The sequence below is a fragment of the Methanosarcina sp. 2.H.T.1A.6 genome (genome assembly GCF_000979455.1).
GTDB lineage: Archaea > Halobacteriota > Methanosarcinia > Methanosarcinales > Methanosarcinaceae > Methanosarcina.
In genome coordinates this window covers 253103-272247 of sequence record NZ_JJOY01000005.1, presented here as the reverse complement: position 1 = coordinate 272247, position 19145 = coordinate 253103, and the positions used below count along the sequence as shown (strand labels likewise).

Genomic DNA, 19145 nt, shown 5'->3' with positions numbered 1-19145 from the left:
AGATGTTTTGATGGCAAAATGGATGAGTGTTGCACAGGTTAAAGAGAAGATTAAAGAAAGCTCAGCCGAAGAAGTAACAGCCAGCTACCTTGAAGTTATCGGAAAGAGCAAAATCAACGGCTACGTGACGGTTTCCGATAAAGCCCTTGAGCAGGCGAAGAAGATAGATGAGGAAGGGCACAGGGGTCCTCTTGCAGGCGTTCCAATCGCAATCAAGGATAACATTTCCGTAGTCGGGCTGCCAAACAGCTGCGGCTCGAAGATTCTTGAAGGCTACGTTCCTCCTTTCAATGCTCACGTAATCGAAAAGCTTCTTGCTGCCGGAGCTGTAGTCCTTGGAAAAACCAATATGGATGAGTTTGCCATGGGTTCATCCACGGAAACCAGCCATTTCGGGCCGACTGCAAACCCCTGGGACCTTGAAAGGGTGCCGGGCGGATCTTCAGGAGGCAGTGCAGCGGTTGTTGCAGCCGGAGAAGCTCCTTTTGCCCTTGGTTCTGACACCGGGGGATCTGTACGCTGTCCTGCGGCTTTCTGCGGCGTTGTAGGGTTTAAACCAACATATGGAGCCGTTTCGAGGTACGGAGTTGTGGCTTACGCAAATTCCCTTGAACAGGTTGGACCTCTTGCAAACAACGTAGAAGATACTGCAGTCCTGATGGATGTTATAGGCGGTTACGACCGGAGAGATTCCACTTCCATTGACAGTAAAACCGAATACCAGAAAGCTCTTGTTGACGATGTAAAGGGCCTGAAAATAGGGGTTCCGCAGGAATTTTTCGGAGAAGGCATCCATCCTGACGTAGAAAAAGCCGTATGGGACGCTATACACAAATGTGAGAGCCTCGGAGCGACCTGGGAAGAGGTCTCGATGCCCAACATAAAGTACGCTCTTGCTTCATACTATATCATTGCAATGAGTGAAGCGTCCTCAAACCTTGCCCGCTTCGACGGAACACGTTACGGGTTCAGGGAAAACGCCGAAAACTGGCACGCAATGGTCTCAAAGACCAGAGCCGAGGGTTTCGGAGCCGAAGTCAAGAGAAGAATTCTCCTGGGGACCTATGCGCTTTCTGCAGGTTATCACGACAAGTACTACCTCAAAGCCCTGAAGGTAAGGACTCTTGTAAAGCAGGACTTTGATAAGGCTCTCTCAAAAGTTGACCTGCTTATGGCTCCGACCATGCCTAACCCTGCTTTCAAGATAGGGGAAAAGATTGAAGACCCGCTTACCCTCTACCTCTCGGATGTAAACACCTGTCCGATTAACCTTGCAGGCGTACCTTCAATTTCCGTACCCTGTGGCTTTACTGACGGACTGCCAATAGGGCTCCAGATAATGGGCAAACCCTTTGACGAGTCCACCGTCCTGCGTGCAGCCTATACTTTCGAGCAGAATACCGATTACCACACAAAGAGACCTCCGGAGGTGGCGTAAATGGCTTACGAAAACCCTGACGGCATAAGGATAGGGCTTGAAATCCACGTCCAGCTCAACAAACTTAAGACCAAAATGTTCTGCGGCTGCTCTACCGATTACCACAATGCAGCCCCCAACACCCACACCTGTCCGGTTTGTCTTGGCCTTCCCGGTACGCTTCCGGTCCTGAACAAAAAAGCCGTAGAAGCCGCAATTAAGGTGGGACTTGCTCTTGAAGGAGAGATTGCAGAAGAGACCCAGTTCCACAGGAAGAACTACTTCTACCCTGACCTTCCCAAAGGTTTCCAGATAACCCAGTATGATTTCCCCATTGTTAGCAAGGGAAAGGTTGTGATCGAAGGAGAGGACGGGGAGCATGTAGTCGGAATTACAAGAGCTCACATGGAAGAAGACCCTGGAAAGCTTGTGCACATAGGGAGCATCGAGAAGTCCAAGGGTGTCCTTATAGACTACAACAGGTCAGGCATGTCCCTGATTGAAACCGTTACCGAGCCAGATATGAGGAGCCCCAAGGAAGCCAGAAGGTTCCTTGACAAGTTCAGAAACATCCTCGAATACCTGGATGTCTTTGACGGAAATCTCGAAGGGGCTATGCGTGTAGACGCAAACGTCTCAGTCCACTGGGGCACCCGTGTTGAGATCAAGAATATCTCTTCCCACAAAGGAGTGGAAAGGGCTCTCCTCTACGAGATCATGCGCCAGAAGAACGTGATCCGCCGTGGCGGTAAAATCGTGCTGGAAACCCGCCATTTTGATGAAGGCAGGGGAGTAACAACCTCAATGAGGACAAAAGAAGAAGCCGAAGACTACCGCTACTTCCGTGAGCCTGACCTTATGCCCATGCGTGTGACTGACTGGATTCCTGCAATCAAAGATACTCTGCCTGAACTTCCTGACGCCAAACGTACACGCTTCATGGAACAGTATGGCATCACGGATATGCATGCAAGGTCCCTCACTTCCAAGATCATGCTCGCCGACTTCTACGAAGGAGTCTGTGCAAAAGGCGTTGACCCGAAAACCGCCGCTACCTGGGCAGCCGACGTCTTCCTGGGGGAGCTAAACTATCGCGACCTTGCAATCTCTTCTTATGACGGCAGGACAATCGGCTTCATCCACGCAAAAGACCCGGAGATCGAGAATTCCTTCAAGGTCCCGGATATGGTAGAACTGGTCACCCTTTTTGCCGAAGGCAAGGTAAGTGACAGGGCTGCAGTTGAAGTCATCCGTACAATTCTGGACGGCACGGAGGAAAAAACTCCCTCCCAGATCATCGAAGAAAAAGGTCTTTTCAAAGCCGAAGATGACCTGGTCACGAAGGCTGTTGCCGAAACAATTGCCGAAAATGCAGCAGCAGTACAGGACTATTTAGGAGGAGCAGAAAAGTCCCTGAACTTCCTTGTAGGACAGGTCATGAAAAAGACAAAAGGCACGGCAGATGCAAAGACAGCCCGTGAACTGATTGTAAAGGAACTTAAAGGGTAACCCGGTAGGGTTTACCTTTTTTAATTTTCTTTTTCAATACTTTTATCTAGAGTTCTTTATCTAGAGTTCTTTAAATTGATTTATTTAAACTGATTTTTGGATTTTATTCCAGCCTCTGATTTTTAATAAAGGTCAGGCCTCCGATCTTCGAGAATAGAGCCGGTTTGCCTTATTTCCCTTGCCTCTTCAGGATCGATTTCCCCAATGAGGATACATTCTTCCTTTCCGGCTTCTGCCAGGATGCGGCCCCATCCATCGGCAATAAAAGAGCCGCCAGGATAAGTCGAATACCTGTCTTTTCCCACCCTGGTGCAGGCGATATGCGGCAACTGGTTTTCAATCGCCCGGGAAATGGACATAATTCGCCAGGGATATATATAAAAGTCCGGGATTTCACCAGCTGAGACCAGCAGATCTGCACCCTCAAGGGCCAGTTTTCGGGCAACTTCCGGATACCGGAGCTCATTGCAAACTATGAGTCCTAAGGAGAGCCCGTACTTTTGCAGTCTGATAGGAGATATGCTGTCTCCGGGCGCAAAATATTCTTTTTCCGGGCCGTAAAGCTGGACTTTTCGGCGGGTGCCGGCTAGCTTTCCGGACTCTATGCAAAAACCGAGGTTAAATTGGGAAGGAACCTTCATTTCTGAACTTATTGAGTCCCCTTCTCTTTTTTCGATCATTGAACCTGCAAGAATACAATCATGTTCTCTGGAAAAGGCACGGAGAGCTTCGAGCGTGGGACCGGAAGCAGTTTCAGCCACTTCCCCTATACGGTCATAACAAAAGCCGGTTGAGAAAACTTCCGGAAAGACGAGCAGCTCGGCTTCTTTTGAAACTGCGTCTTCTGCCAGGGAGAGGGCACGCTCAAGGTTTTCATGTTTCGAGCAAAGCGAGATATTCATCTGGATGCAGGCGACTTTCATGCTTGTCACTCTCATTTCTTCCATTCATGAATGGTAATTACTTTACTTGGATACTTTATTAAGTAATTCTATTTTCTGATTTGAGATTAAGGTTTTTGCGCTGCAGTATAAAACTGGCACAGCGGTGGTCTGAAGTATGGATAGCTGCTGCAGGCAGCACTTTGATTATCAGACAGTACTTTAATTATACATGTATCCGAATATTTGTATAGAACAATAAAAAAGAATGAAAACTTTCCGTAGGCAAAATATAAGGCATGTGAATCTCAAAATAGGCTTGAAGAAAAAGCTGTCTGCAAGAGAAAGACCTGAACCATTACTAAATCAAGGACCGACCATAAAGGAGGAAAACATCACGGAAGAACCAGTTTCTGATTTTAGATTTCACGCAACGACCCTTCTCTTCAAGTTCCGGGACTTCTTTTTCCCCCGCAGGAAAATCCTGGAAGAGGCAGGGATAAAACCCGGTTTCAAGATTCTGGATTACGGCTGCGGGTCAGGTTCCTATATCCGTGACACTTCCGAAATGGTGGGCCCTTCAGGAAAAGTCTATGCCCTGGATATCAATCCGGTTGCTGTTGAGATGGTCCGGCACCTGGCTTCGATAAAACAGCTGAAAAACATAGAGACTATACTTTCCGATTACAATACAGGCCTGCCCGACGAGAGCCTGGATATAGTCCTCTTCTATGATACTTACCACACCCTGAACAAACCGGAACTTGTTATGAAAGAATTGCACCGAGTCCTGAAACACGACGGAATCCTTTCTTTTAGCGACCATCACATGAAAGAAGAAGAAATAATGGAAGGTGTAACCCGGAAAAAGCTTTTCAAGTTGAAAAAGAAAGGTAAAATGACATATTCATTTAAAAAGGACGAAGATTAATTTATTTCAGATGTTTATCTGTTTAGAGTATGTACCGCACGAGAATTGCTGAAAAACAATAGATAGAAAAAAGAGGAAATGCCTCAAATTTTGAGGCTAAATACCCTCCTTTAAATTCAGCCTCTTTTAAAACAACAAACTATACTGGCCAGAGAGAAGATAGCCAGAAATCCTCCGAAACCAGAACTTGCTGGAATTGCGCTGCTGGCAGCTGAAGGTGCTTTATCTTCAGCCGGAGTTTCAGATGATGATTTATAGATCGCTTCGTTCTTCTCACTGGTATTTTCTGTTGTTTCTACTGCCTTTGTACTATTTTCCCCTTGAATTTGAACATTGCCAGACTTGCTGGTTGAAGCATTCATTTCTGCAGTTCCGGCATTCATTTCTGTAGTTTTAGGCTTCTGTTCTTCGACAACGAATATTTTTGCCGGGTAGATCAAATATCCTCCATTGCTTCCTTTTCCCTTATCAGATGTCACGAAATACCACTCATCTGTAATGTTAGTCCGGCTGTCAGCATCGACATTAATTGTTATGGAATTGGCATTTGACATTATTACCATATTTTCAAGAGCCTGATCAACCTCGAAACTGCCAAACTTATCTCCGGATTCAATGGAAAGAGGCTTGTCTTTATCTATCAGCCAGGTGTATTTGAACACTGCAAAATTTGTATCCTCACCTGCAAAAACAGAGTCTACAAATGTAATGAAATAAACATGTGAGGAGTTGTCCCCGAATTCGTCTTCTGCGGTAAATATCCTATCATCCATAGTGCCGTCCATAGAGACTACAGCAGTGTCTATCTCCTTATTGTACCTGTAAACGGAAAAATAGCATTTATTGCCTTCAACATCAACTCCGTTTAAAATAATGCTGTACCCACCGGCGATATCCCAGCTCTCTCCTTCCCTGAGCGTTTTCTTTTCGTTTTCATCTTGCTGGAACAGCATCTTAGCGAGATGTGCTGCATCATTGTCAATAGTACAGTAGGATTTGCCAAACAGAGGCAGCATGTAAAAGGAAGACACCTTTGTTACATTTGCTTCTTCAGTAAATACCTTATACTTCGAAGGCAACGGCCTGGTAGAATAAATCAGTTCACCTTTGTCGATTATATTGGCGGATGGATTGTCTTTTCCAGGAGCGGGATTGTTTCCTTTGTCCTGAAAATAAAGATGTTCACCGAACCCGTTCATGAAACTGCCGTACTTGTTTGCTTTAAAGAAAAAAGCTCCGAAGTTTCTGAAATCCCATGAAAGATTCTGCGCATCCGTATTTCCGGTATCAAAGGGTGTTCCCCTTATTTCCACCGGCATAGCCGTACAAGTTCCTGCTAACACCAGAATAAACGTTAGCACAAAGATAGCCAGAGCTACAACATTAAATTTCTTTAAGTTCATGAAAAATTCTCCACTAGCGTATAATTTTTGAATTTCTATGTTCAGAATTTTATCGTAAGAACATGATTCAGGCGACTGAATTCGTTTTTGAGAGTTCAAAATTTATTTTCAGTTTGGTATCTGTTTTCAATGTTTCAGTTTGGCATCTGTTTTCAGTGCATTACCTACCTTGCAGGGGCAGACACACTTTTCTTTTCATATCTTCGATTTCCCGGACAGCTACTTTTACACCATAGACCGAAGACATCATTTTACTGGTTACAACTGTTTCAACTTCTCCCAGGGCAACCAGCCTGCCTTCGGCCAGAGCTGCAGCTTTGCTGCCTACAAGGAAAGCATGGTCCGGCATGTGGGTGTTCATCACAATGGACATTCCCAGTGATGCCAGCCTCTGCACGGTCTCCAGCACAAGGACCTGATTGCCAAAATCAAGGTGAGAAGTGGGTTCATCCAGCAAAAGTAGAGCAGGTTTCTGGACAAGAGCCCTGGCGATCAATACCATCTGGCTCTGCCCGCCGCTGAGACTGGAAACCGGCCTTTCCGCAAGGTCAGAAAGCCCTACCACCGCAAGCGACTCCCTTGCAATCTCCATATCCTCTGCACAGGGGGATGCAAACATGGAAAGATGAGGAGCCCTGCCCATCACTACAAAATCAAGCACGGAAAAAGGAAACACTACTTCATTCTGCTGGGGTACATAACCTATAAGTCTGGCAATACCCCTTACCCCGAGCGAAGCCGTATCCTCACCCAGAATGCTGACAGATCCGGCAGCAGGCTTGAGAACCCCTGCAATGCATTTTATCAGTGTGGACTTTCCTGCTCCGTTTGGACCCAGGATGCACATAACCTCGCCTTTTTTTAGCGAGAAAGATACATTCTCAAAGACCGGACCGTTTCCATAGGAGAAGGCAAGTGATTTCACTTTTAGCATCAATTCCATCCCATGCGCCCCCTCCGGACAAGATATGCAAACAAAGGAGCACCTACCAGGGAAGTGAGAATTCCCAGGGGAATCTCCGTAGCGGCAATAGTCCTTGACAGATCATCCACAAGCAGCATAAACGAGGCCCCGATAACCATACTCATAGGCAGCAGACGGCTGTAGTTGGGACCTACTATCATCCTTGCGATGTGGGGCACGACCAGTCCGACCCAGCCAATAACACCGCTGATACTGACTGCAGCTGACGTCATAAGGGTTGCACAAACAATGATGATCAGACGCATTTTTTCCACGTTCATTCCCAGAGCTTTAGCTTCCTCGTCTCCGAGGGACAGTATATTGATCCGCCACCTGAGAAAAAGAAGCACCAGAGCCCCGACAAACATGGGCAATAATATGTAGAGCAGATCCCCGTACCTGACATCAGCAAGGCTTCCCATGAGCCAGAATACTATCGCTGGGAGGTCATTATAAGGGTCCGCCACATATTTTACCAGTGAAGTCAGCGCTGTGAAAATAGAACTCACAATTATTCCGGAAAGCACGAAGACCAGAGTTCCCGTACCTTTACTGGCTTTGCTCATACTTATGGCAAGAAACATCGCCAGCAGTCCGAAAGCAAAAGCCATCAGCTGTATAAGCAGATAACTGTCCCACAGAAGTATTGCCAGGCATGCTCCAAAACCCGACCCTGCACCCACTCCCAGGATATAGGGGGAGACAAGGGGATTGCGAAAGATTCCCTGGAAAGAGACCCCGGCTGTGGAAAGCGCCGCTCCTACCAGCAAAGCTGCAAGTATCCTGGGCAGCCTTACATTGAATAGTACCGTGTGTGAAGTGGAAACTGAAACAGGAGTACCAAAAATAAGAGAAGAAAAAGCTTTCATGCTCTCATCCACAACCGCCGATACAGGAGTCTGATATCTCCCTACAAAAAGGGAGCCTATGAGTAAGGCGAGGGGCAACAGGTACACAAGAGCAGTGCGGGAATACCTGCAGTCAGGCATGGGTACACCTCAAAACATGCCTGGGCCAGGTCCCGGAAGAAGGCCTGTGAAAAGACCTGTTAGGAGTGGCTTCCTCAAACGGCATGCCGTAGAACTGCATGTAGAACTCATCTGCTTCCTTTTTCAGGTCAATTTCGGAGTTTCCGGGATGCAATTTGTCTGCTATATACATGAGCCCCAGTAGCCAGCGAGGGTTTCCGAAATCCCAGGAGGGAGGGACTGCATAAACCCGCTGCTGTTTTACAGCATCCGCCTCTATGCCGTATTGCCGGCACAGGGCATAGAACTCATCGAGAGGGCGGGAAAGGAAACCGGAGATAAAAATAGTGTCCGGATTATACTCATTGATAAAGGAAGGAGAAACGTTTACACCCGGTTTGCCTTCCTTTTGAAGTTGCTTATTAATGCTTACGCCCCCTGAAAATGTTACAAGGCTGTTTTCCATTCTCCCGGCATTCAGGGCAAAGAGGGGAGATCCCATGCAGTAATACACTTTATGACTCACATCATTGCTGTTTTCTGCTGCAATGGACCGGACAAGCTCCAAACGTGTCCGGATAAAAGAAATAAGTTCTTCTCCTTTTTTCGGAACATCCGCCATTTCAGCAATAAGCCTGATAAACTCAAGGTAAGCGTAAGGCTGCTGGATCATATGGTGTATTTGCATAAGGGTTCCGGAATCAGAGATCTTACGCCAGACATCTATTAACCTGGAATCATCCAGTATTCCCAGACACGTAAGCACTGCATGGACCATACCGAAAGCCCGGCTTATCCTGTAACCACCCATGAATCCTTCCTCACTGAAGCTTTCAATGGCAGTTATCCCTTTAACCGGAACACTCTTCCCACACTTGCAGGTGTAATTTATCCAGGGTTTTAAAGGCCTGGAACCCATGGGCCCGTAGAATTCCCTCTCTGTCAGGGTGCCTCCGCATTCAGGACAATACGTATTCAATAATTTTGTACCCGGAGAATTGAAGAGATATACATAATCCACGTGCTTACGCAGAGAGGTACACAGGTTCTCCGCCTCTCCTATGGAGGGTTCAAGCTCAATCGGAGCATCCCCGAAGGGAATGAATCTCATTACCTGAACAGGAATGTCGGGGGAAATGTTAGATACTGCTTCTGCAACCTTTATCACATCGTCCTCGTTTCCCCTGCAATAAACGACTGAAGTTTCAACATGCACTCCCATGTCAAAAAGCCGGGAAATGTTTCGGAAAACAGGAGCTGATGAAGGACCTCCGCAGTTTATGTAACTCCGGTTAGAATAACCTTTGATCCCGACATTCATGAAATCCACAAGTTGCCCAAGCTTGTTTAAAGTCTTGCCTGTGAAATAGCAGTTTGTGGAACAACCCACGAGCAAACCTTTTTCTTTTGCCTGCACCGCAAGGTCCCTGAAAAGGTAATAATTTGCAGCAGGCTCATTTAGCGTGGAAACTACACCCAGACACTTTTGCTGCAGGGCCCTTTCCACTATCTGAGAGGGGGAAAGAGAGGAACGGGGAAGAGATTTACCTGATGACAGCAAACGAGCAACACACCCTGAACACTGGAAATTGCAGCCAGTACTGAAGACCTGAAGGAACTTACCTGAAGGATAATAATGAAGCAAAGGAATCGTTTCTATGGAAACAGGATATGCTCCAAGGTATCCCATATCAGGGTCCTGGACTATTGTATCGCCAGTACAGACATAAGTGCCGCATCTGCCCCTGCTGTATTCATTGATTTCACATCCGAATTCGCATACATTGCACTGCATATTTTAACCACCCTTGCTTAATATCATCCAGAAGCCCGAATCATCCTGAATTACACGGCAGGGAATGTCTATCAGTCTTCCAGCTTCCTGCATAGCCTGAAGGTTTTCCGGACTAAGACGTTTTTTTGAAGCGATATGCCAGTCAGGGTCTATTTCGACCATTTTTTCAGAAATCTGTGCTTTCAACTCCTTTGTACCAAAACCTCCCCCTATCCACGCCTGCCCGCCCGGAGAAAGGATGCGGGAAATTTCTGTGAAGGCCACAGAGAGGTCTTTCCAGAAAAATACTGAACCGCGGCTTACTATGAGGTCTGCACAGTTATCCCTGAAGGGGAGCAAGTGTACATCGGCCTGCACCGGAACGACTTTACCTGAAAGACAGTGGCGGTGAGCTTTATCCTTCGAAAACCTGCACATCTCCGTTGAAAAATCAACCCCATAGACCTGCATATCCGTGATTTCCGCAACAGCGATTCCCAGGGACGCGATACCGCACCCCAGGTCCAGACATGTGCCCTGTTTTATCCCGCTTTCTTTGATGATATTAGCCGCGATTACAGGGTAGATGGGAGCAAAGATGTGCTCGGCAATATAGGGAAACCCCGGAGATTTGCCCTGCTCGGTCACTTCTCAGCCTCTACTTCAGGATTAAGTAGCGTTTCCAGCTCGTTGTCTGTGAGATCATAGTGGAAGAATTCCGAGTAGAACTCACGGGTCAACTGAGGGAGGTCCATATCTGTGAAAAGGTCCGGATACAGCATTTTTGCAGTCCAGGCAGTTCCGAGGATAAGGTGAGGACCCTGAGGCCTGTCAATCCAGCAAAATGGGTTCTGAGGAGCGAGATATACCCGCCTGTTCTGAACAGCATCCACACCTGTCCAGAGAGAGTCAGAATATACGGCTGCGTAGAACTGCGGATTTGATGTGATAATTACTTCAGGGTCCCAGCCCATGACCTGCTCTATTGAAACCTGCGTCATGCCGCTTCCTGGAGTAAGAGGACAGTCTGCAACATTGCTACCGCCGCAGATATCAATTACCTGGGAGTGCTGAGAACCTGAAGGATCGGTCATCAGTCCTTTTGGGCCTTCGGCGTAGTAAACACTTACTTTTTCATCTTCGGGAATGTCTTTTACAGTGCTGTTGATTTCATTGAGGACTGAACTGCGGAACTCAATCAGTTTTTCAGCCTGGGCTTCACAGTCAAGCAGTTTACCCACGTATTCTATTGTAGGATCAGACTGTGTCACGAAGATAATGGAATCATCAACAGCAACCACCGGAATGCTGCCGAAACTTTCCTGCCTGCGTTCTATGGCTTCATTGATTTCTCCATCCGTGGTGTACCCTTCAATTACAATGTCAGGATCCATATTGATTATGGTTTCATAGTTCCCGGTCTGGGTCCCGAACCAGCCCCCTATTACGGGCAGCTTTGTGTAATTTTCATCCATGAAAGTTTGGGTAAAATTATTTTTGAAATTCCAGCCTGCGAGTTTGTCCGGCGCAAGCATGTACACGAGAATAGTCGACGGCGGAGAAGTGGCTACTACCGAGGACATTTCCCCCGGCACAGTCAGCTGCCTGCCCAGCATGTCGGTGATCTGCACGGTACCGGAGTTTAGAAGTTCAGTGCTTGAGTTCGGAACAACCTGCTGGCCTGTATTTTCTGCACATCCGCAGGACGCAACAGTTAGAACCAGCAGAGAAAGTATCAATATTGTACCTATTTTTCCACGCATAGAAAACCCTACAGACTTTTGATGGTTTAATCGTTATGTTCGGATAAACATAATGGTATAAAAACATATTCCAATACGTAAGAAAATGGAAAACGCTCCCGAGTATGTTTTTTAGAAAGTTCCTGCGTTTTTACGGCAGACTGATGGTTTTTCAGCAAATATGCAGTATCAATCGATTGTGCGTGAGTTTTCAGATTATAATATCAGGTATAATTTCAGAGTATATTTTCAGAGTATATAGACAGGAAAATAGCGGCCTGATTCCTCCTGGTGTCATTCAACTCTCTATTTTTCCTTCAAACTCTTTCCTCACTTCAACTGACACCCGATTCATGGGGCACTCGAAGTTAATGCAGCGGATGCACTCATACCGCCTTGCGGTCAAGAAAAACAACGCCCAGGAAACAACATATCCTCCCATCAACAGGGGGTCCCTGACCAGCCAATAAACCGGAAAAAGAAACATAGGCAGGGCTCCGAGAACCGTCACTGCTTTTTCAAAAGGGCTGTGAGGGCCGGGACGGGCTTTAAAAAGTTTTGGCACCCCATAAAGCATCATACATTTTACGCAGCCCTTGCTCCTTATGTAGTAAAGGCAATGGGTACAGGCAAAGCGGAATTCGATTACCAGAAAGAAAAAGAGAGCTATTCCTATGTAAACGGCAACCCATTTGATCGAGTCCCTGGCAATTGCAATTGAACCGATCAGGAAGGGGATCATATTGAAGAAGTTCCAGTAAAGACGGTCTCTGGTAGAGTGCTCTGTTTTGAGGGGAAGTGGGATGCCTGAAGAAGACATGGAGAAGTTTTTGGGGAAGGAAAAGGTATAAAGGTTTGGGTTTAATGGAGTTTTGCTGGAAAACGGTCTTGTATAAGAGACCAATTTTACTTTATTCTGGTCTTCTATAGGAGACCACTATGAGAGAAAAACTGTGTACCCCAGCTTAATCCAAAAAGGCGAGAAGAAAATAATAGCAAAAACTTCGCCCGGGTTGCCTGAATAGCTTACTCCATCTGTCCTATCCCGTTCGCTTGCGAACGGTCTGAACCAGTAATTTATTAATAATCAGATTAAGTCTATGAGGATTTAACAATCAAAGATTTATTCTTTTTTGATAAGGAAACACAGGAAGCTTTCAATCGGGGTAATCTTCATAAGTAACATCGTACATAAAAAAAGAAAGTCCAGGACTGTCATCATAAGGATAACTTATATATTCGACTCCTTTAATATCTTCAATCCTACAAAATTTACACCTATAATAACTTCTTTTCACAAGCTCTTCGCGACCCCGACTTTCTGACCTTATAATATCCGGCTTTTTAGACTCAATATATGCACCAGTCTTACCGCATCTTTTGCAGGAAATTTTTGCAAGGGAAGAAAGTTTCATTGGTTTACCTTTTTTCGTATAGAATCTTTCATAATTTATTCGAATATTTGTATATCCACAGGATTTACAACGCCAGTATCGAGTTGCCTCTATCCTGTAGTATTCAGGTGTACTTATTTCCTTAAAATCCGGTTTTTCGATTTCACGGCAAATAAATTCTTTTCCACATTTATTGCATTTAGCATCTCTGTAATACTCCAAGATATAAGAGAACTGAAACTTCAATTTGATTGCAAGTAAAAGAATAAAAAGTTGAATAATTAAAAAAAATTCCCATTTAGAGATTTGATATATTAATATTAAAACAAAAAACAATAGCAACCAAGTTATTATCAATATAAAAACAGGAATTTCCGCGACAGAAGAAATAAAAGGTTTACCAAAGAGTTTGATAAAATCAAGAGCAAAGTCTTTGAGAAAAAAGCCTTTTTTAAAGTCTCCTTTATGAGTGATAATATGGGTATTTGAAGAAGGTATATACTGAATGGTCGCGAGGTATTCTTTACCTGATTCATGTTTTACAAGTTTTTTTGATTTTAGAACTGTATCCATCTTAACCCAATCCAACTCACAAAAACTAGAGAAAAGAAAGGATAGTATATTAATGATACAAAATAACTTGCTACTATATAAATTTTAACAGAGAGATCTTAACGCTTATGTTAAGAGGTTCAATACCAATTGTTGAACCATTAATTCGTTTCAGGGAGGAGGGAGATACACCCAGAATAAAACTCTACATCGCCTGTAGCCTCGACGGTTTTATCGCCTTACAAGACGGAAGCATCGACTGGTTAACAGAATACGGAAACAGTTCCAAAACCGACTACGGCTATTCCGAGTTTTACGCATCAATTGGCACAGTCCTTATGGGCAGAAAAACCTATGAATAGGTCCTGGGCTTCGGAGACTGGCCTTACGGGGAGGAGAAAACATATGTTTTTACCAGACAAAAAGAACCCCTGCGCCGAGAGAAAAACGTAGAATTTGTTTCCGGGGACGTCGGGGAATTTGTGCGCAGGCTGAAGGAAAATACTGATGAGGATATCTGGCTCGTGGGCGGTTCGCAACTTATCAAGATATTTATCGAAGAAGGTCTTGCGCAGGATATAATTGTTTTTATTGTTCCGATTATTCTTGGGAGTGGGATACCGCTTTTTGACCGGATTGGAAAGGAGGTCAGGCTCAGGATGATTGATACGGAGAGGTATGAGAGTGGGCTTGTAAGAATAGAATATGAAATTGGGGAATGACATAGAAAAAAAATAGTAAACCATAGAAAAATTCACTAAAAATTCTGAAAAGAATTAGTCCATATCTTGAGTAATTTAATGCTAATTTCAGATTATCAATCTTGCTTACAGCTTACACTTACTGGCAAAATCTAAGCATCATTCATTTTCATTGAAACTAATTTATTAAAAATTTCTTTCAATAAAAAATATATACTTGATGTCCCAATATAATAGTTTGAAATCAAACTAAAACTGACGTCCAAAAACATATTAACTAGAAATATCCCCAAACAGATATTTTAAAGGCTGTTGAGAATTTAAAATCTGGAGATTGCAGCAGAAGGCAGGATAAGACATTTTGTATAAAAATAGAACTTCCGATTTGGGGAATAAACATTCTATTTTATAGAATTTAAGAGCATTTTTAGATAACCACGAGACGAAAAACGTCACAAAAAGGATAATTAGCCATATTGAAGATAAAAAATATATATATGCAATCAGAGTATATACCATTGATTCTATCGATTAAACTTACAAAATAAATCAAGAAATAGGAATCAAAAGACTGAAAACCCAGACGTTAGCCTGGGAGGATGTCGTGTGAGTAGTCATGAAGAATATGTTTAAAACCACAATTCTGCTCGCTTCCCTTACAGGGCTTCTGGTCCTTATCGGAAACTACTTCGGTGGGACGGGCGGAATGATAATCGCATTCTTGTTTGCGGTCATCATGAACTTTGGGAGTTACTGGTACAGCGATACGATCGTGCTTAAAATGTACAGGGCAAAGGAGGTTACTCCGGCGGAGTCCCCGAACCTGCACAGGATCGTGAGCGACCTTGCAATGAAGGGAGGACTTCCGAAACCTAAGGTTTATATCGTTGAGTCCGGGATGCCGAATGCGTTTGCAACAGGCAGGAACCCGCAGCATGCAGCTGTGGCGGTTACGACCGGAATTCTCAACCTGCTCTCAAATGAAGAGATCGAAGGGGTGCTGGCTCACGAACTGGCCCACGTCAAAAACCGCGACACTCTGATAAGTGCAGTGGCTGCAACAATTGCCGGTGTTATCACAATGCTGGCTTCCTGGGCTCGTTGGGCTGCAATCTTCGGCGGCTTTGGCAGCAGGGACGACGACAACGGTGGAATTGTAGGATTTATCGTAATGGCGGTTCTCGCGCCTCTGGCTGCAACCCTGATCCAACTCGCAATCTCCCGTTCAAGGGAATTTGCTGCGGATTACGAAGGCGCCAGGATGTGCAAAAAACCCTGGGCACTTGCAAATGCCCTGGAAAAACTGGAATACGGAAATTCCCACTTCCAGCCGAGCAACAGGGACGTACAGGCAAAAGAGACCACGGCCCATATGTTTATCGTAAACCCACTCAAAGGTGGGGCACTCCAATCCCTCTTCAGGACCCACCCGGTAACCGATGAGCGAGTAAATCGCCTGAGGGCCATGAGGTTCTAAAGCCCTCTTAAACATTTTTTTACTTTTACTTTTATTTTTTATTTTTTTGCATTTATCTTTTTGTTTTTCATGTTTCCTTTTTAGATCTTTACCTCTTTACCCCTTTACCTCTTTACCTCTTTACCTCTTCATTTTTGTTTTTTGTTCCCCCGCATTATTTATTTATTTATTTATTTATTTATTTTTCTTGCCTCATTTTCACTCTGAAAGTTTGTCCGGTATTTTTTTAAATTTAGTATGCTATATGTTATCAGATTGCACAGAGAATCATTAGACTTCACAGGAGAAAAAGCACTTATAAAAGAGAGTGATAGATAAAATAGAAAGGACAAATAGTCAATAAAAGAAAGTCAGCAAAAGCATCAGTTTATAATGAATGTGCTAACAAAAAGGTAAGAAAACAGGACCTGACAAAACAGCATATTTACCGGTTCTTATTTACCGTTTTTATTTACCATTTGTAGAAAACGTTCGAAAAGTCAGATTAATAAATCAGGCTGAAAAGTATTTTTGCAATAATAAATTATTATGTTGATTATCGACACCCTATCTTAACCTGATCGGGGAATTTTCTATGGAAGACAAGTTTGAGATTGGCAGGATCATCAGAGCAAAGAATATCTCTGATGCATGGTACCGCGGGCTTAACATCATCTGGAACCACGGACAGGTAATTACCGACGAAAGGGGAAGCCAGATCAGGGAATTCATGGACTTGATGGTAGTAATTGAAGACCCCTATACGGACAGAATTCCCGAAGATACTGCCTGGAATGAAGAAAGGCTTGAAGAGTATGCAAAGCAGCTGATCTCTGGCGAAAACGTACAGGACTTTGAGTACACCTACGGTCAGCGCCTCAGAAACTGGAATGGAGAAGTTGATCAGATCGAATATGTAATCGAGAAGCTGCAGGAGAGCCCCACTACCCGGCGGGCTACGGCTGTCACCTGGATCCCGCCTGTGGACACTAAAGTCAATGAAGTTCCCTGCATGATCCTCGACGACTTCAAGATCAGGGACGGAAAGGTTCATCTGACAACTCTCTTCAGGAGCCACGATTTTGGGGGAGCCTACCCTGCAAACCTTTACGGACTTTCCAGCCTCCTTGAATACGTTGCCAAAAGGGTAGGAATCGAACCCGGAACAATCACCACGGTCAGCATTTCAGCCCATGTTTACAACCACGACTGGGATATGGTAGAAAATATCGTGAAAGGCGTGTGCTGAATCTCAACTTATACGAATTGAGATAGAAAAACCTGATCAGAGTAAGTATTCCATGTAGATAATAGAATAAACAATATAGAATAAACAGAAGAAAAACCCGGAGTCCTGTTGTAAATGCGTGTTTCGATCAATAAATCATCGATTAAAGGGGAGGTCTTTGCCCCGCCCTCAAAAAGTTATACTCACCGGGCAATAACCCTGGCAGCCCTATCTAAAGAAGCAGTCGTCCATCGCCCCTTGATCTCAGCTGACACCCTCGCTACCATCCATGCCTCCAGGATGTTCGGAGCTTCCATAAAACGGGAGGGAGAGGACCTCCTTATCCAGGGTGTGAATGGAAAGCCCAAAGTTCCGGATGATGTAATTGATGCTGCAAACTCCGGGACAACCCTCCGCTTCATGACAGCAATTGCAGCCCTCACTGAAGGAATCACCGTACTTACGGGAGATGCTTCCCTTCGTACAAGGCCCAATGGACCCCTTCTCGAGGTCCTTAACAAGCTGGGGGTAAAAGCTTTCTCAACCCGCGGAAACGAAAGGGCTCCGATTGTGGTCAAAGGGGAACTTGGAGGAGCTATTGTGAAAATTGACGGTTCTATCAGTTCCCAGTTTATCTCCGCACTCCTTATAGCCTGCCCCCTGGCCAAAAACAGCACCACTCTCTCAATCGTCGGAGAACTTAAATCAAAGCCCTATGTTGACGTGACCCTGGAAATGCTCGAACTGGCAGGAGTCAAAATCCATACCGATGATAATAACGGTACCAGATTCATCATCCCTGGAAAACAGAAATATGATCTCAAAGAGTATACCATTCCAGGCGATTTTTCCTCTGCTTCCTACCTGCTTGCATCTGCGGCCATGATTGAAGGATCCGAAGTTACAGTCAAAAACCTCTTCCCCTCCAAACAGGGAGACCTCGTAATTGTCGAAACCCTGGAACGCATGGGAGCAGACATCACCTGGGACAGGAAAGCCGGAAAGGTTACGGTCAGGGGAGGAAAGCCCCTCAAAGCCATCACCTTCGATGCTGGCGCAACCCCGGACCTTGTGCCAACTGTTGCCGTCCTGGCCTCTGTCGCTGTTGGAACTAGCCGGATTGAAAACGCCGAACATGTACGGTATAAGGAAACCGATAGGCTCCGCGCCCTTGCAATTGAACTTCCGAAACTGGGAGTCCGGCTTAAAGAAGAAAAAGACAGCCTGACAATTACCGGGGGATCTCTGCATGGAGCAGCAGTCCACGGCTGGGATGACCACAGGATTGTTATGGCACTTGCAATGGCAGGTATGATCGCAGGAAACACAACTATTGACACTACTGAGTCCGTTTCTATCTCTTACCCTGATTTCTTTAAAGATATGCGCAACCTTGGGGCAAAAATAGAGGAGATCTCGGAAAAATAAATCCTGCAGGATTTCCTGCAGCCTTTTTTACTATTTCTTGGCCTCAACAGGAAAATGGAAACCTCCACAGATAAGCGACTCCTGTAAGCTTTTCAGAGAATGTCGCTCTTATTCCGTTTACAAAACCAGACTTTTTTATTCTCATAATGAAAAAAAGAGGAGGAAATCAATATTATCCTCCCGTGCTCATTTGATCCGAGCCTGAGAACCGAAACCGAGGAATGGTCCGGTTTCAGGCTCTGAAACTGAGTTTTGTGACGCAAAATTTCAGTTTCTGCAGGATTAACTTGCAGGCGCGGGATCTCGTCATCAAAATAACAAGGTCCTGGAAATCAGTAGCTGGATCTGTAAGGGTCGTGGTCCCCAGCTCAAACAGGAAAATAGCCCCATTTTCCGTCCAGTACGATTTTAACGTTTTCAACATAGTCGTCTACAAACTCGGCAATTGAGTTCTGGTTCATGAAACCGGGAATGTTAGGGACAGAGTCACCGTTCCTGAGTACCTTCACACAAGGAGAATTGGTATCGGACTTAACCTCATACAGCTTCGTCCAATCTGTATTGAGAGTGGAATCGTGGTCCCCACTGTTCCAAGACTTGCCACTTATCGAAACTGGCATACCTGCCGGATAGATAGCTGGAAGGTTCCATAAATGAGTCTTGCTGTCATTAACATTACCGGCCACTGGCAGGGCATAGTTCCATGGATCTAAAGTGTCGTTTCCAACCTTAAACTGCATAGTCACCTTTAGGTCATGCCCGTTTGATTGGATTGCGGCCCCAAGCACCGTAAAACT

General features: G+C 45.1%; 18 protein-coding genes. 8 read left to right on the top strand and 10 right to left on the bottom strand.

Annotated features, from left to right (window positions below; translation table 11 throughout):
- Positions 1–10 precede the first annotated feature (10 nt).
- On the top strand, positions 11–1438 hold the full coding sequence (gene gatA / locus EO98_RS01925) for an Asp-tRNA(Asn)/Glu-tRNA(Gln) amidotransferase subunit GatA (protein WP_048141860.1): 1428 nt from the start codon (positions 11–13) through the stop codon (positions 1436–1438).
- On the top strand, positions 1439–2926 hold the full coding sequence (gatB, locus tag EO98_RS01920) for an Asp-tRNA(Asn)/Glu-tRNA(Gln) amidotransferase subunit GatB (RefSeq protein ID WP_048141857.1): 1488 nt from the start codon (positions 1439–1441) through the stop codon (positions 2924–2926). It abuts the gene before it with no gap.
- A gap of 122 nt (positions 2927–3048) precedes the next feature.
- On the opposite strand, the gene EO98_RS01915 is transcribed toward gatB, so the two are convergent.
- The gene (locus EO98_RS01915) at positions 3049–3873 is read right to left on the bottom strand and encodes a carbon-nitrogen hydrolase family protein (protein ID WP_156160983.1); all 825 of its coding nucleotides are present in this window, start codon (positions 3871–3873) and stop codon (positions 3049–3051) included.
- A 202-nt stretch (positions 3874–4075) separates the two neighbouring features.
- Here EO98_RS01915 and EO98_RS01910 point away from each other — a divergent pair, with 202 nt between their 5' ends.
- Positions 4076–4738: a class I SAM-dependent methyltransferase gene (locus EO98_RS01910; RefSeq protein ID WP_156160982.1), complete on the top strand. Its 663-nt coding sequence runs from the start codon at positions 4076–4078 to the stop codon at positions 4736–4738.
- Positions 4739–4854: 116 nt separating this feature from the next.
- Here the strand turns inward: EO98_RS01910 and EO98_RS01905 are convergent, their stop codons facing one another.
- The 8 genes from EO98_RS01905 to EO98_RS01870 form a co-directional block, all read right to left on the bottom strand.
- Positions 4855–6141, bottom strand: a complete 1287-nt coding sequence (locus EO98_RS01905; protein WP_082098427.1) for an S-layer protein domain-containing protein — start codon at positions 6139–6141, stop codon at positions 4855–4857.
- A 160-nt stretch (positions 6142–6301) separates the two neighbouring features.
- A complete protein-coding gene (locus EO98_RS01900) occupies positions 6302–7084 on the bottom strand; it encodes an ABC transporter ATP-binding protein (RefSeq protein ID WP_048141852.1) in 783 nt (260 codons plus the stop codon).
- Positions 7075–8094, bottom strand: a complete 1020-nt coding sequence (locus EO98_RS01895) for an iron ABC transporter permease (RefSeq protein WP_048141850.1) — start codon at positions 8092–8094, stop codon at positions 7075–7077. Before EO98_RS01895 ends, EO98_RS01900 begins: the two co-directional genes overlap by 10 nt.
- Complete coding sequence (locus EO98_RS01890) at positions 8087–9868, bottom strand: radical SAM protein (RefSeq protein ID WP_048141848.1); 1782 nt, start codon at positions 9866–9868, stop codon at positions 8087–8089. The genes EO98_RS01895 and EO98_RS01890 overlap by 8 nt, the downstream gene beginning before the upstream one ends.
- Before the next feature lie 3 nt (positions 9869–9871).
- Positions 9872–10495 carry a class I SAM-dependent methyltransferase gene (locus EO98_RS01885; RefSeq protein WP_048141846.1) on the bottom strand — a complete coding sequence of 208 codons (624 nt, stop codon included), beginning with the start codon at positions 10493–10495 and terminating at the stop codon, positions 9872–9874.
- Positions 10492–11610 (bottom strand): iron ABC transporter substrate-binding protein, encoded by a 1119-nt coding sequence (locus EO98_RS01880; RefSeq protein WP_048141845.1) that lies wholly within the window; start codon positions 11608–11610, stop codon positions 10492–10494. Before EO98_RS01880 ends, EO98_RS01885 begins: the two co-directional genes overlap by 4 nt.
- A gap of 277 nt (positions 11611–11887) precedes the next feature.
- The gene (locus EO98_RS01875) at positions 11888–12409 is read right to left on the bottom strand and encodes a hypothetical protein (RefSeq protein WP_048141922.1); all 522 of its coding nucleotides are present in this window, start codon (positions 12407–12409) and stop codon (positions 11888–11890) included.
- A 337-nt stretch (positions 12410–12746) separates the two neighbouring features.
- Entirely contained in the window at positions 12747–13556 is an 810-nt protein-coding gene (locus EO98_RS01870; protein WP_048141843.1) for a hypothetical protein, read from the bottom strand.
- A gap of 107 nt (positions 13557–13663) precedes the next feature.
- Here EO98_RS01870 and EO98_RS19015 point away from each other — a divergent pair, with 107 nt between their 5' ends.
- From EO98_RS19015 to aroA, 5 genes are all read left to right on the top strand, one after another.
- Positions 13664–13897, top strand: coding sequence for a dihydrofolate reductase family protein (locus EO98_RS19015; RefSeq protein WP_235283716.1), 234 nt, complete (start codon positions 13664–13666; stop codon positions 13895–13897).
- A gap of 3 nt (positions 13898–13900) precedes the next feature.
- The gene (locus EO98_RS19010) at positions 13901–14257 is read left to right on the top strand and encodes a dihydrofolate reductase family protein (RefSeq protein WP_255350252.1); all 357 of its coding nucleotides are present in this window, start codon (positions 13901–13903) and stop codon (positions 14255–14257) included.
- Positions 14258–14852: 595 nt separating this feature from the next.
- Positions 14853–15713 (top strand): zinc metalloprotease HtpX, encoded by an 861-nt coding sequence (htpX, locus tag EO98_RS01860; RefSeq protein ID WP_048141839.1) that lies wholly within the window; start codon positions 14853–14855, stop codon positions 15711–15713.
- Between the two features lie 574 nt (positions 15714–16287).
- On the top strand, positions 16288–16941 hold the full coding sequence (locus tag EO98_RS01855) for a thymidylate synthase (protein ID WP_048141837.1): 654 nt from the start codon (positions 16288–16290) through the stop codon (positions 16939–16941).
- A gap of 114 nt (positions 16942–17055) precedes the next feature.
- Positions 17056–18348, top strand: a complete 1293-nt coding sequence (gene aroA / locus EO98_RS01850) for a 3-phosphoshikimate 1-carboxyvinyltransferase (RefSeq protein WP_048141835.1) — start codon at positions 17056–17058, stop codon at positions 18346–18348.
- Between the two features lie 368 nt (positions 18349–18716).
- On the opposite strand, the gene EO98_RS01845 is transcribed toward aroA, so the two are convergent.
- Positions 18717–19136, bottom strand: a complete 420-nt coding sequence (locus EO98_RS01845) for a hypothetical protein (protein ID WP_048141831.1) — start codon at positions 19134–19136, stop codon at positions 18717–18719.
- Between the last annotated feature and the right edge of the window lie 9 nt (positions 19137–19145).